Raw genomic sequence first — 559 nt, 5'->3', positions numbered from 1 at the left:
ACTGGTTATACCATTATAATCATAAGCGCCCAAACATGGGCAATGGCGGTTTTACACCGATACAGAAACTCAATCAGGCAGCTTAATTCTATTTATTAGGTGTCTTAAGTTTGGGAGGGTTACCGATCTACTCGCTGATCAAAGCGTTCTATGTTTTTAACGGAGAGATGTGATGAATATTGAACTAGCCCAACTAATGAGTGAATTAGAACAATCAAATGAAAAAACTAATGAATCCTCTATTTCGGCTGAGATCAATAAAGCCACACATGAGGATCAAAGTTTAGAAGCTGTTGCAGAGAGAATTGCATTTGGATTTTGCGAGGACTATCAACATAAACAGAGTGGTTGGGGTACATACTTTGGTCCTATGATGGTATGGGTAGGTGATGATGGTAAAGCTTATGAAAGCCCTAGCATTTCTTCTATTACTGTAGTGGCATAATGAAATAGGACAGTAGATAAGAGGTTATACTATCACCAAGACTGGAGAGAAGATATGACCACCAAACGCGGACGCTACAGCCAAGAATTTAAGCTAGAAGCCATTAAACTGGTT

1 protein-coding gene is annotated in these 559 nt (G+C 39.2%); it reads left to right on the top strand.

What is annotated here, in order from left to right; translation table 11 throughout:
- Positions 1-172 precede the first annotated feature (172 nt).
- Complete coding sequence (locus NJD71_RS13605) at positions 173-445, top strand: hypothetical protein (protein WP_319052435.1); 273 nt, start codon at positions 173-175, stop codon at positions 443-445.
- Positions 446-559: the final 114 nt, after the last annotated feature.

The sequence above is a fragment of the Psychrobacter sp. PP-21 genome, from assembly GCF_033790785.1.
Taxonomy (GTDB): domain Bacteria; phylum Pseudomonadota; class Gammaproteobacteria; order Pseudomonadales; family Moraxellaceae; genus Psychrobacter.
Note: the sequence above shows the minus strand (reverse complement) of the source record. Positions and strands in the feature narration are given on the sequence as shown.

What these genes read in the sequence shown, in the direction of transcription:
- NJD71_RS13605 (WP_319052435.1), top strand. Translation starts at nt 173, where the DNA reads ATGAATATTGAACTAGCCCAACTAATGAGTGAATTAGAACAATCAAAT.